This is a genomic window from Oscillospiraceae bacterium (genome assembly GCA_015065085.1).
In the GTDB taxonomy this organism is placed as follows: Bacteria; Bacillota; Clostridia; order Oscillospirales; family SIG627; genus SIG627.
In genome coordinates this window covers 449211-462337 of record SVQW01000001.1, presented here as the reverse complement: position 1 = coordinate 462337, position 13127 = coordinate 449211, and the positions used below count along the sequence as shown (strand labels likewise).

Sequence of the window (13127 nt, the reverse complement as noted above, 5' to 3'; positions counted from 1 at the left end):
AAGGACACAAAGTATGGTATATATGTTTTTGGGTGACGGCTTTGAAGAAATTGAAGCTGTTGCTGTAATTGATATTCTGCGCAGATGCGGCGTGGCATTAAAAACCGTAAGCGTCATGGGCAACACCGAGGCTTTGGGTGCACATGGCATAAGAGTAAGAACCGATGCGATGATTGAAGATATTACAGATGATGCTCAAATGTATATTCTTCCCGGTGGAACATTAGGTGTTGAAAATCTGTCTAAATCTAAAAAGCTGTGTGACATATTGAGCGCTACGGATGCAAAAATCGCAGCTATATGCGCCGCTCCCACTTTGCTTGCATCTTTGGGATTGCTGGACGGAAAAAAGGCTGTATGCTATCCATCGCTTATCTCTGAGCTTAAAGACGCTGTTGTTGCCGACGGCTGTGTTGTTATTGACGGAAATTTTATAACTTCAAAAGGCCCCGGAACCTCATTTGATTTTGGATTTGCGCTGGCATATGCGCTCTGCGATAAAACCACAGTGGATAAAGTAAAGAACGGAATGTTGATATAATGCACATAACAATTCAAAAGAAAGAGTTACGGCGTACTCTCAAGGCGAATCGTTCATCTGTTGCTGCGGAAAAGAAAAAAGCCGATGATAAAAAAATTCTGGATATTTTATTAAAAACTACTACATTTCGCCTGACTGATACGTTATTGATATATCATTCGGTTGGCAGTGAAATTTCAACGATGGACATAATAAATGTTTCTCTTGAACGAGGTATCACGGTGTGCCTTCCTCGTTGCACAAAGAACGAAAATAATGAAGATATTATGATTTTTCATCGTATTGATTCCCTTGAGGATTTACACATCGGAATGTATGATATTCCCGAGCCTGCGGATGATTTTCCTTTGTATGAACCCAAGGGCCACTGCGTATGTATTGTTCCGGCGCTTGCTTTTGACAGACGCGGTTACCGTATAGGATACGGTAAGGGTTACTATGACCGTTTTTTGCGTGATTTCCGGGGTACTAAGATAGGATTGTGTTATTCCGATTTCCTTCTTGATACAATTCCGGTGGGCAAGTACGATTCAAAAGTTGATATGATTATAACCGAGAAAGGAATTTTTACACCAAATGCGTGAAAATGAAGCTGTTTATGCCCCGATATTCGTAAGTGTCATAATGATACTTCTTCTGATTTCGGACAACATAATAAACACAGCGGTACTTAACGGTGCTGATTATTATTTATCTTTTACGGTTGTTCAGCTGATTGTGTACATGTTACCGCTTGCTTTTTATTGTAAAGTGCGTAATGTGATGTTTTTTAAGTCACTTAAGTTTAATTTGTTTTCATACCGCAATTTGTTGTTGACGGTTTGTCTGGCATTATTGTTTTTGCTTGGACTTTTGATGTTTGTGGCATTGGATTTGTATTATTTTCAAGGCATTATATACTCTTCCCGCGTTACGGCGTATTCTTTTGTGGGTGAGCAGCATATATATTCTGTTCTTGGGCTGATAATTGTCCCTGCGTTTTTAAAAGAGCTGCTTTTCAGGGGGGTGGTTCTCAGTGAATACAGGACATTCGGAATAGTCTGTGCAGTTATAATGTCGACATTACTGTTTTCGTTTTCTGAGATGTCTTTCGCCTTGTTGCCAAAGCACTTATATGTGGGTATCTTTTTTGGAACGATTTGCGCTGTTACAGATTCTGTAATCCCTTCGATAGTCTTACACATGATTTATAACACATATAATATTTATGCCGAGAATATGGTTGTAAACTATATCGGAAAAATCTCGGATTCTGCAATGCCGTTATTTATTCTGGGTGTGCTTTTGCTGATTACTGTGTTTTTTACTTTTTCGGTTTTGGAAAGTATATACCGGAAGAAAGCCTGCGATTGTGAGGAAAATGAAATTATCAAAAAACTCAACGCATTAGAAAACGGTAAAACTGTAAAAAATGTTAAAGAACACAAGAATGATGCAACCGCGGTTTTTTCAAAGCTGATACTTTCGCCCGCATTTCTTGTTACTGCGGCTATCTTTCTTATAACTGCCACCATTAATGTACTGTGAGGTAAATATGGAAGAAAATAAAAACACAAATAAGCAGGATGAATTGGATGTACTTGTTACGGATACGTTTCACGTTCAGAACAGTCCGGCACGCACCCGTGCAATACCGGCTGTAAATGTCCGCAAGGATTCGAGTATCAAAGAAACTTCCCCAAAAGAAGCTCACGTGCCTGCTGAGCAAGAATTAACCGAGAACAAAGCGGAGCACATTGCAAAGAAAGGTAATACACTCCCCAAAAAGGATTTGGAATCAAAAAGTGAAAATGATAATATTTCAACTGATGGCTCAAATGGCAGTGGATTGATTTTTGGTATTGCAAAGGCTCTTATATATATTGTGGCTGTAATTGCGGTGTCGGGTATACTTTCTTACTTTGGAATTATTTACGCTAACGACATTTTCGCTTTTGTAAAGCCAGAAAAAAGTGCTGTGATTACGGTTTCGGATAACACAACCGTGTCGGAATTGGCGGACATTTTGCACGCCGAGGGAATGATCGAGCATCCTGAGGTGTTTAAATTCTATACCTGGTACAGACATCGCAACAATAAAACACCTATTGAACTTAAGGCGGGGACTTATGAAATTTCTTCCATGCTCAACTATGATATGATGCTGTCTACCTTCAAGAAAAAAAGCGGTGGAAGAACTATCGTTACACTTACATTCAAGGAGGGTTTGACCGTTGACGAGACTATAAAAATATTTACCGACGCAGGAGTTGGAAACAGAGAAGAATTTGTTGAAGCCATAAACAATTACGACTACGATTACAAATTTGTGAAGGCTCTTGAAAATTGGCGTGATATACCGGGACGAAAATATCGTCTGGAGGGTTATTTGTATCCCGATACCTACGATTTTTATACCGATAGCGACGAAAGTTTTATAATTTCCAAGCTTCTGTCTAACTTTAATCAAAAATTTGAAGAGGAGTATTACGATCGCTGCACAGCACTGGGTTACAGTGTTGATGAAATTGTAAATATCGCTTCTTTGATTGAAAAAGAAGGTTATTTGCAACAGGATTTAGAGAATATTTCTTCTGTTTTTCACAACCGACTGAATAACTGGGATGCGCCTTATCTCCAATCCGATGCTACAATTCAGTATTCGTTTGCAGAACGTAAAAAAGAAATCACACCCAAGGATCTCGAAGTGGATTCACCGTATAACACATATCTGTACAAAGGTTTACCTCCCAGTGCGATTGCAAATCCGGGTCTTGAAAGCATACTTGCGGCGTTGTATCCCGCAAACACAAAATATTACTACTTTGTAACTCGCAGTAATGGAGCGGCTGTATTTTCGCGTACTTTGGGCGAGCACAATAATGCTGTTGCTGAAATTAAACGCGAATCTGCAAATCAGGCGCCACCTGAGCTTTCCGACGAAGTACTTGCCGAAAGCGAAAATATCATAGGATAAATAGTGGTGAGATGATGGAAATTGTTATCATAATTCTTGGATCCGTTGCGGTGTTATTGCTTATTTTATTGCTTCTGCGCCGACCTTCTTCGCGCGATATGAGTGCGAATGATATACAGGCTATCAGTAACATTATTTCTGAACAAAATCGTAATACCATAACTGCTATGCAGCTAAGCCTGAATACCCTCACCGAGTCTATGACTCAAACTCAGCGTCAGCTTGTGGATGTACAGGATAAGCGTCTTAACGATTTTTCAGAAAGAATATCCCGCCTTACCCAGCAAAACAAGGAAAGTCTTGATAAAATGCGTGATACCGTAGATGAAAAGCTTCAAAAGACGTTGGAGGAGCGTATTGCCAGGTCCTTCGCTACGGTTAATGAGCGCTTGGAGCAGGTTTATAAGGGACTTGGAGAAATGCAAACACTCGCAACAGGAGTGGGGGATCTTAAAAAGGTTCTGTCAAATGTAAAAACACGCGGTATTCTTGGCGAGATTCAGTTAGGCAGTATTCTCAGCGATATTCTTTCACCCGAGCAGTATTGTGAAAACATTTCCACCAAACCCGGTTCTGCTGACCGAGTTGAGTTTGCCGTTGTTTTACCCGGCTCGGGAGACGGGGAAGTCTATCTTCCTATTGATGCTAAATTTCCGGCTGATATATACGCACAGCTTATGGAGGCATACGATAGTGGCGATGCCACACTTATAAAGAGTCAGTCGGCACTGTTTGAACGCAGGTTGTGTGACTTCGCAAAGGATATAAAAACTAAGTATGTATATCCTCCGGCAACGACCGATTTTGCAATAATGTTTTTACCTACCGAAGGACTGTATGCCGAAGCTATAAGGCACGGAATGATTGAGCGCTTACAGAGAGAATATAAGGTGAATATCGCCGGTCCTACTACAATGGCAGCGCTTCTAAACAGCTTGCAAACAGGCTTTAGAACACTTGCAATTCAAAAGCGCTCCAGCGAGGTATGGGAGGTCTTGGGAGCTGTTAAGACAGAATTTGAAAATTTCGAAACAGTTCTGCAAAAGGCACAGGAGAAAATTACCAGTGCCAACAGCGAGCTGGATAAGCTCATAGGTACAAGAACCCGCGCAATAAATCGAAAGCTCAAAAATGTCACACAAATTTCTGCCGATGTGGCTAAGAATTTATTGGAGGAGTAAAATTATGAATCCTTATACAATTATGTGGTTAATTGTATTTGCCGTCATGTTGGTAATAGAGGCTTGCACTTCAATACTTGTGTGTATTTGGTTTATGCCCACTGCACTTATTTGCGCTCTTCTGGCTTCACTTGGTGTTCCTTCGCTGTGGCAGTACATTTCTTTTTTTGTGATTTCAATAGTTCTACTGGCGGTTTTCAGAAAACCTTTCGGGAAGTTTATTTATTCAAGAAAAAAGGATACACTCACAAATCTTGACGTAATTATCGGTTCAGAAGCAAGGGTTGAAGAAGAAATTGATAATTTCAAGGGTGTCGGACGTGTTGTTGTGGGTTCTCAGAGTTGGGCGGCACGTTCACTGAACGGTGAAGTAATTCCTGTCGGTTCAAAGGTAGTTGTAAGAAAAATCGAAGGTGTAAAGCTCATTTGCGAATACATACAATAATTTAAAAGCGAGGTATATATTCATGGAAGCGTTGATCATACTCATTTCTGCTATTGTTATTGTCATACTTATTTCTTGCATTAAAATTGTCCCGCAAGCAACAGCATTTGTGCTTGAGAGATTGGGCGCATATAAAATGACGTGGGATACCGGACTTCATTTTCAAATTCCGTTTCTGGAAAGAGTTGCAAAAAGAATTTCTCTCAAAGAGCAGGTTGTGGATTTTCCGCCCCAGCCTGTCATTACCAAAGACAATGTTCATATGCAGATTGATACAGTTGTTTATTATCAGATATCCGACCCAAAGCTTTACACATACGGTGTTGAAAAGCCGTTGCTTGCAATTGAAAACCTGACTGCAACTACTTTAAGAAACATAATAGGTGAATTGGAATTGGACAGCACACTTACGTCGCGCGACATAATAAATGTAAAGATGCGCAGTATACTCGATGAAGCCACTGATCCATGGGGTATAAAGATAAACCGTGTTGAGTTGAAAAATATAATACCTCCGCGTGATATACAGGACGCCATGGAAAAGCAGATGCGCGCTGAGCGCGAAAGACGTGAAAAGGTGCTTCAGGCAGAGGGAGAAAAACGTGCTTCCGTTCTTGTTTCAGAAGGCCTTAAAGAGTCTAAAATTCTTGAAGCTGAGGCGGAAAAACAAGCGGCAATACTACGTGCCGAAGCAGTTAAAGAAGCTCGAATCCGCGAGGCCGAAGGTGAAGCTGAGGCTATATTGCAGGTTCAAAAAGCCATTGCCGATGGTATACGACTTATAAATGAAGCCGCACCCGGAAAAGAGGCTTTGATGCTTAAGAGCTTTGAAGCTCTGGAAAAGGTTGCTGACGGTAAAGCGACAAAACTGATTATTCCTTCCGAGTTACAAAATGTTGCGAATATAGCTTCTGTATTCAAGGAAGTAATCGGCGACAACAAGAATGACAAATAAGTCTTAAATTAAAATGTGCATTAAACTCTGCGGAGTTTAATGCACATTTTTTAGTGAAATAATTAAAGATCGGTAGGGCTGTGGGTTGACTGGCACATTATCGTAAGGTTGCCGTTACGGCATCGTAAGTCATCTATAAAGCTTTTTTCTTTTTTTACGTCTTTTAGTCTGATATTATAAGTGAGCTCAAACATGCTTCCGAGATTTGTTGTGCGGACCCGTTCTAATTTTACATATTTTAGGTATTTTTCAAAAAGGTCATCAAACATATCGGAATAGTCAAGATTTTCGGGAATATTGATTTTTAACTGGCGTGTCGATGAAGAGGCTTCGAGTATGGAAAGCTTAGAAAGGATAATTACCAGCAGTCCAACAACTAAAACAAATATAATCGCAAATAATACATAACCCATTCCGCAAATAAGACCTGCTGCCATTGCATAAAAAACAAATGTAATCTCTTTGGCACTTCCTGCTAAAGAGCGGAAACGTACAAGGCTGAAAGCGCCTGCAACAGCAACGGCGGTCCCGAGATTCCCATTGACAACCAGTATTACAGCTTGTACAACTGCCGGAATCACAGCCAACGTGAGCATAAAACTACTCGAATAGTACCCCTGAGTTCGGTATATAAGCATTATTACAATACCGAGCACAACCGCTGCCGACATACATATAAGCACAGGTAGTGTTGTTACCGGATTATAGGTAAGAATTGAGTTAAACATATGTACAGTTCTCCTTTTGATGGTCTAAATTAACTTTATTTACATGCTTTTCGTACACTCTTCCGTACTTTGAAAACGAGGTTGGGTAGACCTCGTTTTTGCTTAAAATTCGCGTGAGCCAAAGCGGTATTGAATTTAGTGTTTTGATTTCAAGCAAATATTTTGCTTCATTGTCAATAAGCAACTCTCCACTGTCTCCGTAAGCGAGATTCAGATCGTGAAATCTGCTTCGGATGTTGGTGTCGAATGTCATGCGCAGTTCCGGATCCTGTATACCGAACATGGCAATTCTGTCATAAGCAAGAAATACAGATGGCGAAAGCTCATATAGCCTGAAAAAATAATCAATTTCGCGCATTATCTGGGAATCATAAGGTTTAATATTGTTACTCAGATATTTAAGCGACTGCTCATGTGTCATAACTGCACGCCGCTTGTATACGACATTTTTATATTTCTTTTTTATTTCAAGGAAGACGTCACTGTCGCTTTGTGGTACCCCGTAGCTTCTTACTCTGAATTTTTCTTTATACCTGGGCTTTTCAAGCGAAGTTCGGATAAGCCTGAAATCGCTGGTGTCGTAGTAGATGTTGCAAATGGTGGTAAGACCATATTTGTCGGTTTGCATATATCCACTTAAATCCTTGCATAGATTATGATATTTATCTTCTGTAAGCAGATACTTTTTCTCGTATCGCTGAAAAACAAAACCAAAATTTTCCTTCAAAAATTCACCACCATTCAGTTTTACAGATTATACATAACTTATATTATGTCGATTTGTTGATTTTGTAATTTTTCTGTGAAGTGTTTTTTTTAAAAAAAAGGGAACAATATTTGAAAACCATCGTCTAATAAATAAAAAAATTGGAGGAAAAATAATGAAAAAACTTTCACTCATTCTTTTAGCACTCATTCTTACCCTTGCACTGGTGTCTTGCACCAACAATGATCAGAAGCCTGCTGACGATCAGACAATCAGCCCAGATGAAACAATCGGCGACGCAACAACCGAAAACAACGATGCACAGCAGAGCGAAGACAACACACAGTCTTCTGCTGAAGATCTCAGAGCTACATTCGATAAGGTTATTGCAGGCATTACTCCTGAGGAACTTATGCTTGACACCGTTGAAGTAAACAACGATCTTTTCCCCGGTGTATTCTTTGTTGATGCCCCCGCAGAAGCTTATGAAGCGTATGTATCAATGCCTCTCATATCTTCCATCGCACATCAGGTGGCTCTTGTTCGCGTAAGCGAAGGTACAGATGTTGCCGCTCTTGCTGCTAACATCGAGGCAAATCTTGATCCTCGCAAGTGGGTATGCGCTGAAGCGGAAAAGACAGCTGTTCTCACCAAGGATAACATGATTCTTGTTCTCATGTCAACTCCCGAAGTTGTTGATGCAGCTACCGCAAACTTTGAGGCTCTTTGATCGGATTGATTTTTAAAATAATGATCTCCGGATGAGAAGTTATTAAAAAATTAATATTTACCGCAAAAGGAACAATGATCTGATTTGGATTATTGTTCCTTTTTGAATAATTAAAACCCGAAACAAATTTAGTTTCGGGTTTTAAAGTGTAAATATTAATACTCTAAATCTATGTCAAATTGTATTTACACAAGTTTTCCGATTTCGGTTGAAATTTTTGCAACAGAAGCTTTAATTTGCTCTTTGTTTGGCTCGTAATCCGAATACTTTTCCGTGATATGGCTATTATAAGTCTCAGAATACACGAGATTTACATGTGAATAATTCTTGTAAGAGAATATGAGGTCAACGTTGTCCTTTACAATTTCTAAACCAAAGTTTGTTATAGTTGATTTGAATAAATCCGGTATCCAAATCGGAATAGAAATAATGTTTTCGGCTGTAAGCATTTTTTCAAACAGTTCATTGACAAAACTCATGTGTAACTGAGTACGCAATGCTTCGCTTTTTGCTTTTTCAAAATTGAATGAATTTTCAGATGCTTCATTAGGAGAATTATAGGTTACAAATCTCAGCATTTTCAGTATATCAGATGCTTTTGTGAGTTTTTGATTCTTTTTAAAAGAAATTGTGAGGTCCTGCTCGGGATCCTGATATTTCATTTCAGTCGGAACGTTATAACTTATGCCTCCCAGGTTATCAAGGGCTTCAACAAAGCTTTCCATGTCGATAAAAGCATGATAATTAATTTTCAACCCTGTAAGAGCAGTGATTTCGTTTATCAAAAGATTAAGTTGATCGGGGTCGTTGATATTCAAAACTTTTGTAAGCTGCCCCAACGGCATATTTTCACCTTTGAAATTTATGATAAAATCCGTGGGCAGGGAAATAAAAATAAACTTCTCCTTTTCCTTGTCGGCTCTCACTATCATTATCGCTTCCATTGTGCTGTAAGGGATATCATCATCGACGTGATTTATAATGTATTTTTGCGAGGGTGGAAATTTATCAAGCCCGACCGCAAGAAAATTAAAGCTCTTGCCTTTGAATTCAGTTTGAGAATTATCGTTTAAATCGTTTTTATCAACAAAACTTTTGTCATCTTCCAAGTTGTTCACAACTTGTCCGGTAAGTATGTCTTGGCTCATATTTTTTAAAGAACCTACAACACTCCATGCGATTGCACCAAAAATTATAAGTGAAATCAAAAAAGTCAATGCAAAATTTCGTAAAGAATATTTCATATTCAAAGCACCTCTCAGCACAGCAATTTAGTAAGATTTATTCAATTATAAAACAATATTCGTCAGATATGAAATCAAAATTGTTTTCTAAAGTTACCTGAACAAATTCACCCGGTTTGCAATCTTTCTTGATTGCGACCGGCAAGAATTTTTCTGTATGCCCAAACCAGTAACCGCTTTTGAAATTTTCAATCAGTACTGTGACTTTTTTTCCGACTTGAGCTTCGTAAATATATTTCTTTTTTTCAAATGCGATGTGCGATAAAGCCGCACATCGTTCTTTTTTTGTCTTGTTAGTGTGTTGATTGGGAAACTCAGCGGCGGGAGTGCCCAGACGCTTTGAGTATGGAAAAATGTGGGCGTGTATAATTTCGTTTGATTTGATAAAAGCGGCAGTCTCTTCAAAATCTTCAGTTGTTTCTCCGGGAAATCCGCAGATGATATCGCATGAGAGTGTGACGTGTTCAAAATATTTGTAGATGTTTTCAACACATTTTTTTAACTGTCCGGAATCATATTTTCTTCCCATTACAGATAAAACCCGTGAGCTTGCACTTTGGACGGAAAGGTGGAAATGCGGCATCACAACTTTGATTTGGCTGAGCTTCCTCGTAAAATTTTCGCTGAAAACGATAGGGTTGAGCGAACCGAAGCGTACACGTTTAAATCCCAGTTCCTGAGCAAGTTCCGCAAGTGTCAACAGACTGTCTCCGCCGTCATTGCCGTAAGACGAAATCTCTATGCCGCAAAATACAACTTCTTCATAACCGCTGTTTCTCAAGCCGATAAGGTCATTTTTGACGTTCTCAATCGATTTTGAGCGTATACGTCCGCGAACGCGCGGAACAATGCAATATGTGCAAAAATTATTACATCCATCCTGTACCTTCAAAAAAGCGCGCACATTATTGCTCTTTTTTACCGTTATGTCTTCAAAGTCACCAACATTATCAATGTTGGTGAGAATATTAACCTTTTGATTGTTCTGCGAACTGATATACTCATGAAGAAGCTGCGGCAACCTGGATTTATCTGTGTTTCCACCGATAAAATCGATGCCATCTTTAAAAAGAGCTTCTGCGTTTTTTTCGATTTGCATCTTGTTCTGAGTGTAACACCCTATGACGCAAACAATAATTTCACTGTTATCTTTTTTTCGTGCAAGTGCACGTCCAATCATCTGCTTGCTTTTTCTATCGCTTTCTGAAGTTACAGTGCAGGTGTTGATTATGTAAACATCGCAATCATCAGAAAAAGAAACAATGCAATAGCCTAAACGTTCCAGCCCCTCAGCTATTGCTTGTGATTCGTATTGATTTACCCGGCAACCGAGTGTCATAATTCCGATTTTTTTCATTTTATTACCCTTGATGCGATAAATTTTAGAAATCTTTGCGATGCTTCAAACAAGAATATTGATACAAACATCAGTATTAGGGTGATTGCTAATAGTGGAGTTGTTAGGGGTACAAACTCAAACACTTCGGCAAAAAGCAATGTTGCTCCAAAAAATCCAATTGTCATGGCAATTGTCAAGAAAATACGCTGTCTGTTGAAAGGAATGCATAATTTGAAAAGTAGATACAAACCGCAAAAGCCTGTTACCGCTGTTGCTATTGTAGACGTGGCATAAGATGGAATTGTTCCGTTTAACGTCAATAAAGAAATGATCACAACATTAAGTGTTACGGCTAACGCGGTTGGAAATGCTTTTTTTAGTATTTCGGATAAAAAAGCTTCGCTTACTCTTTCGTTGGAAGGTTCAAGTGCCAACACAAACGATGGGATGCCTATTGTCATCACGGAAATCAAGGTAAGCTGTATCGGTATAAACGGATAGGGAAGCGCTAAAAAGAGATATACCAATGAAAGCATAAATGTATAAAGTGTTTTTACAAGAAAAAGTGAAGCGGAACGGCGAATATTGTTAATTGAACGTCTGCCTTCGTAGACGATATCCGGCAGAGAATCAAAATCAGAATCAAGCAGAATCAGATGGGAAACATTTCGTGCTGCTGCACTTCCGTTTGCCATAGCAACAGAACAATCAGCCGCTTTTAGTGCTAAAACATCGTTTACACCGTCGCCAGTCATTGCTACGGTGTGCCCATTCTTCTGAAGAGCGCGTATAAGCATTTCTTTGCCGTTGGGCGTGACTCTGCCGAAAATTGTAAATTTTTCCGCTGCGTTTTCAAAATCATGCTCGTCAGAAAATTTTGAGGTATCTGTATAACTGTCAAAATTCTTAACCCCAAGCTCTTTCGCAATTGCTGAGACTGTTTCTGCGGAATCGCCTGAAATTATTTTGATATTTACTTTTTGGCGAGTGAAGTACTCAAGTATATTTTTGGCATTTTTCTTAATTTTATCCTTGATGACAATAAAACACAGCGCTTCGTTTTGACGGCATAGTGCGAGAATGCGTCGTCCTTTGGGAATGCCGGAAGTGTGTTCTGCAAACGAATCGGGACAAATTATTTCGCCGGCTCCGAGGTAATACGTTTCACCGTCTTTAACTAATGCAGAATATTTGCGTGACGAAGAAAACGGATAAAATGTATAGCCAGAATGTATTTGTGTAGGCTTAAAACGAGCTTTTATGGCATCAAAAGTCGGATTTGTGTCGGTTGCAGATGAAGTGAAGCAGAGGAGTATTTCGTCTGCAAAACACTTTTCCGAAACATAAATAATGTCTTCAATGGTCATATTGCCCTCGGTAAGTGTCCCCGTTTTGTCAAGACAAAGTGTGTCAACACGTGCAAGTGTTTCAATACAATATAGTTCTTGTACCAAGACCTTTTTATGCGCCAGACGTACAACACTTACGGCGAGGACGGTGCTTACCAGCAGCATAAGTCCCTCGGGAATCATACCGATGACTGCCGCCGCCATGGATTCAACTGAATCTTTAACGCTGAGCCCCAAAGATAAATAATTGTTGGTAAACAGTATTACTCCTATGGGAAATATAATAACTGCGACGGTTTTGATTATTGAATTCAAGGCACCCATTATCTGGGAATTGACTTTTTTTATATATTTTGCTCCGCTTGAAATTTTAGATGCGTAGTGGTCATTACCTATATTCTCAGCTTTGGCACGACACGTTCCGCTTACAATAAAACTGCCGGAAAGAAGCATGTCACCGGATTTTTTAAAAATCGGATCACTTTCACCCGTTATAAGTGATTCATTAACTTCACATTCGCCATCCAATAAAATACAGTCGCATACAATTGAATCTCCGCGGTGGAAAAGTAACACGTCATCTATAACAACAGCATCGTTTTTTACACTTAACTTGTTACCCTCTCTGATAACAGTACACTCATTCTGTGAAATCAGTGTAAGTTTATCTGTGGCAATTTTTGCGCGTATTTCCTGAACAATTCCAATAAACAGATTTGAAATAACAACACCGCAAAACAGCATATTGCGATACGAACCGACAAAAAACAATGCCAAAGCGATTATGAAATTCACAGCATTGAACAGAGTCAGAATATTATCGGAAATGATTCTGAAAACAGATTTAGTTTTGATGGGCGAATCGACATTGACTAAACCCATTTCAAAGCGCTCGTTCACTTCGTCTGATGAAAGACCGCGGTCGGGCAAAGGTGTACGTCTTGTCATCAAAA

13 protein-coding genes are annotated in these 13127 nt (G+C 39.4%); 8 read left to right on the top strand and 5 right to left on the bottom strand.

Annotated features, from left to right (window positions below):
- Positions 1 to 13 precede the first annotated feature (13 nt).
- From E7588_02035 to E7588_02005, 7 genes are read left to right on the top strand one after another with little or no spacing between them, the layout of a single operon-like run.
- Entirely contained in the window at positions 14 to 541 is a 528-nt protein-coding gene (locus tag E7588_02035) for a DJ-1/PfpI family protein (GenBank protein ID MBE6688039.1), read from the top strand.
- Positions 541 to 1125: a 5-formyltetrahydrofolate cyclo-ligase gene (locus E7588_02030; protein MBE6688038.1), complete on the top strand. Its 585-nt coding sequence runs from the start codon at positions 541 to 543 to the stop codon at positions 1123 to 1125. The genes E7588_02035 and E7588_02030 overlap by 1 nt, the downstream gene beginning before the upstream one ends.
- Complete coding sequence (locus E7588_02025) at positions 1118 to 2068, top strand: CPBP family intramembrane metalloprotease (GenBank protein ID MBE6688037.1); 951 nt, start codon at positions 1118 to 1120, stop codon at positions 2066 to 2068. The genes E7588_02030 and E7588_02025 overlap by 8 nt, the downstream gene beginning before the upstream one ends.
- Positions 2058 to 3497 (top strand): endolytic transglycosylase MltG, encoded by a 1440-nt coding sequence (gene mltG, locus E7588_02020; GenBank protein MBE6688036.1) that lies wholly within the window; start codon positions 2058 to 2060, stop codon positions 3495 to 3497. The genes E7588_02025 and mltG overlap by 11 nt, the downstream gene beginning before the upstream one ends.
- A 14-nt stretch (positions 3498 to 3511) precedes the next feature.
- A complete protein-coding gene (gene rmuC, locus E7588_02015; GenBank protein MBE6688035.1) occupies positions 3512 to 4678 on the top strand; it encodes a DNA recombination protein RmuC in 1167 nt (388 codons plus the stop codon).
- The gene (locus E7588_02010; protein MBE6688034.1) at positions 4629 to 5123 is read left to right on the top strand and encodes an NfeD family protein; all 495 of its coding nucleotides are present in this window, start codon (positions 4629 to 4631) and stop codon (positions 5121 to 5123) included. The genes rmuC and E7588_02010 overlap by 50 nt, the downstream gene beginning before the upstream one ends.
- Positions 5124 to 5145: 22 nt before the next feature.
- Positions 5146 to 6078, top strand: coding sequence for an SPFH/Band 7/PHB domain protein (locus E7588_02005; protein ID MBE6688033.1), 933 nt, complete (start codon positions 5146 to 5148; stop codon positions 6076 to 6078).
- A gap of 62 nt (positions 6079 to 6140) precedes the next feature.
- On the opposite strand, the gene E7588_02000 is transcribed toward E7588_02005, so the two are convergent.
- Positions 6141 to 6806 carry a DUF4956 domain-containing protein gene (locus E7588_02000; GenBank protein ID MBE6688032.1) on the bottom strand — a complete coding sequence of 222 codons (666 nt, stop codon included), beginning with the start codon at positions 6804 to 6806 and terminating at the stop codon, positions 6141 to 6143.
- Positions 6799 to 7533 carry a polyphosphate polymerase domain-containing protein gene (locus E7588_01995; GenBank protein MBE6688031.1) on the bottom strand — a complete coding sequence of 245 codons (735 nt, stop codon included), beginning with the start codon at positions 7531 to 7533 and terminating at the stop codon, positions 6799 to 6801. Before E7588_01995 ends, E7588_02000 begins: the two co-directional genes overlap by 8 nt.
- 154 nt (positions 7534 to 7687) lie before the next feature.
- On the opposite strand from E7588_01995, the gene E7588_01990 reads away from it, so the two are divergent.
- The gene (locus E7588_01990; GenBank protein ID MBE6688030.1) at positions 7688 to 8242 is read left to right on the top strand and encodes a hypothetical protein; all 555 of its coding nucleotides are present in this window, start codon (positions 7688 to 7690) and stop codon (positions 8240 to 8242) included.
- 185 nt (positions 8243 to 8427) lie between these two features.
- On the opposite strand, the gene E7588_01985 is transcribed toward E7588_01990, so the two are convergent.
- The 3 genes from E7588_01985 to E7588_01975 are packed head-to-tail and all read right to left on the bottom strand — an operon-like array spanning position 8428 to position 13122.
- On the bottom strand, positions 8428 to 9486 hold the full coding sequence (locus tag E7588_01985) for a LytR family transcriptional regulator (protein MBE6688029.1): 1059 nt from the start codon (positions 9484 to 9486) through the stop codon (positions 8428 to 8430).
- 37 nt (positions 9487 to 9523) lie between these two features.
- Positions 9524 to 10843: a tRNA (N(6)-L-threonylcarbamoyladenosine(37)-C(2))-methylthiotransferase MtaB gene (mtaB, locus tag E7588_01980; GenBank protein MBE6688028.1), complete on the bottom strand. Its 1320-nt coding sequence runs from the start codon at positions 10841 to 10843 to the stop codon at positions 9524 to 9526.
- On the bottom strand, positions 10840 to 13122 hold the full coding sequence (locus E7588_01975; GenBank protein ID MBE6688027.1) for a cation-translocating P-type ATPase: 2283 nt from the start codon (positions 13120 to 13122) through the stop codon (positions 10840 to 10842). Before E7588_01975 ends, mtaB begins: the two co-directional genes overlap by 4 nt.
- Positions 13123 to 13127 lie beyond the last annotated feature (5 nt).